This is a genomic window from Wolbachia endosymbiont of Drosophila baimaii (assembly GCF_028982185.1).
In the GTDB taxonomy this organism is placed as follows: domain Bacteria; phylum Pseudomonadota; class Alphaproteobacteria; order Rickettsiales; family Anaplasmataceae; genus Wolbachia; species Wolbachia pipientis.
In genome coordinates this window covers 1-2,181 of the sequence record NZ_JAPQLE010000177.1, presented here as the reverse complement: position 1 = coordinate 2,181, position 2,181 = coordinate 1, and the positions used below count along the sequence as shown (strand labels likewise).

2 protein-coding genes are annotated in these 2,181 nt (G+C 33.7%); one reads left to right on the top strand and one right to left on the bottom strand.

The features are described 5' to 3' along the window. Positions 1-259: 259 nt before the first annotated feature. On the bottom strand, positions 260-1,552 hold the full coding sequence (locus OZD66_RS05470; protein WP_182366676.1) for a cbb3-type cytochrome c oxidase subunit I: 1,293 nt from the start codon (positions 1,550-1,552) through the stop codon (positions 260-262). A 179-nt stretch (positions 1,553-1,731) separates the two neighbouring features. Between OZD66_RS05470 and OZD66_RS05465 the strand changes: the two genes are divergently transcribed. Further along, the gene (locus OZD66_RS05465; RefSeq protein WP_182366678.1) at positions 1,732-2,127 is read left to right on the top strand and encodes an ABC transporter ATP-binding protein; all 396 of its coding nucleotides are present in this window, start codon (positions 1,732-1,734) and stop codon (positions 2,125-2,127) included. Positions 2,128-2,181: the final 54 nt, after the last annotated feature.

Genomic DNA, 2,181 nt, shown 5'->3' with positions numbered 1-2,181 from the left:
TATTCACTATCCATTTTTTAAATCGGCGTTTTTTGATGTTTTAAATGCTTTATAAGCGCATTTCAGCTTATATTAGGTAAAAACCTAGAAATTTTATAAAGACATAAGGTGCACACAGTGCAAAAAATTAAACATGGGATGCCAGATACGTGAGTTTTTTTGTCATTTAATCTGTACAGAGAAGATAAATAAATAGCTTCAGTTTCATGATAAGGGCGCTGGGGGAATTTGTCAAGGAAGTTTTTTTTGTTTCTATGGGTCAGTTGGTACGCGCTTTGCCTTTTAACAGATGTAAAAGCACAATTATTACGAACAACATTCCACCAACAACTGATATAGCGCCACCTATAATGAAGCACGTGCGTGCTAACATTGACGAAATGCTTGGCAGATCTGCAACCTTCCTTAAAGCACCATACCCACCAAGCCAAACAAGGCCAGTAATATGGAGAAAATGCCCTACACTGTAGGCATAAATCTGTAATCTTACCATGGAGTTTTTTACCTCTTTAAAGTTTAATTTGGGTAACAGCCAATAAATGAAATTCATAAAAGCTATAGTGATCCCAACTACAGAACCGTGATAATGAGCAGGAATGGTGACATTTCCTTCAATAGTCAAAATTCCAAGCACATCTCCATAAGTGAACAACAAAAATGAATGTAATAAATAGTTGCTTTTATCATTAATAAAAGTTCTGATGTTGCAGTACACTAATATTATCAAAAAGCACGGCAAAACTGCTCCAGCAATCCTCATATGCCAAGTAAAAAACTGTATTAACTTGGCACTATCAACTGGATAAACAAAATATACAAACGGTGCGCCTACAGCTAAAATCGTGTTTATAAATAGTGGTAAAATAGTAATTTTATTGCTTGAAGCTAAACTAACATCACTGATCATTAAATAGACTAAAAACATTCCTTGAGTAAAAGCAAACTGCAATAAATGTCCGCCTCCCCAAAAGAGATATTCGTAAAATAAATTATTATCTGAGTGATATAGACCTGGAGGCATATTATTATATGCTAAAACAAAGCAAAGAAATGACGATACAAGTATAATAACTAGCCCAATTTGCCCAACAGAGAGAAATGAAACCTCTTTTTTTGATGTGTATGCTAGCATTGTATTTACTAATATACTGGCAATAAATAAACTGAGTCCAAGTAAAAATAATTTGTTTTGTAATACGGGAATATAGTTACTTTTGATAACTTCAGTATTTGGAACGAATGCGGATATAAACATGAGCAGCATCGAAAGGGTTGATAGAACCCATGAAAAGTTAAACCAACTATTGGTATTTTGTAGGTTTATGATAAAGAGCAGAGATATTATAGAGCACATCCACACCAAAATTGACAAATTTACGTGTATCACCAGCGCATTATCAAAGATATATTGTGCAGAAGGAACGAGAGAGGAGATAAAAGGCAATCGTAGAAAAATAACAATTATTGACAATAATCCAGAACAAGCAAGAGCAAGTACTGCTAAGAATATCCACTGTTTGCAAAGTGTAGCGTTATTTTGTATGTTGAGCATTTACTTTTAGGTACTATAGCATAAGACAGTATACATTTTTCAAATTAATATGAGTAGTTCAAATGAATCATCAGCTACCTAAAACTTTATATTCTTTCATCTGGCATTTTTTGAAGCCATACAAATTATCAGTCTCGATTTTTGTCTCCCTTGCAATCTTTGCGGGGTTTTGGGGACCATTGAACAGCATACTGATTAAGAACATCATCAACCTTCTACCACATGTGCAGAATGGAGATATTTCAATTTTAATATTACCATCAAGCCTGATTGTCGTGAATTTTATCGTATTTGATAATTTCACTTGGAGAGGAATTGGTTATATACGCTGTAGATTTATTCCTGTTGTTATTAATAGTGTCATTGGAAAAATGATGGATCATGTACTTGGAAAATCTAATCAATTTTATCAGGATAATTTATCAGGAAAAATTTCAAGACAAATTACTAATCTAGCAGATGGAATTGAAATTCTGATAAGCAGAGTTGCACCGAATTTCTTAAGAGGAGCTTCATTGTTGTTGGCTGCTTTCGTAGCTGCTTATACCAATTCTCACTGCACAACAAACAGATAGACAATAATGGAAAAAAAGCCATACTAAACTAAGTGTAATAGCGAGGTATAAATG

Bases quoted from the DNA above. Each gene is read 5' to 3' on its own strand.
- OZD66_RS05470 (WP_182366676.1), bottom strand. From the start codon at position 1,552: ATGCTCAACATACAAAATAACGCTACACTTTGCAAACAGTGGATATTC.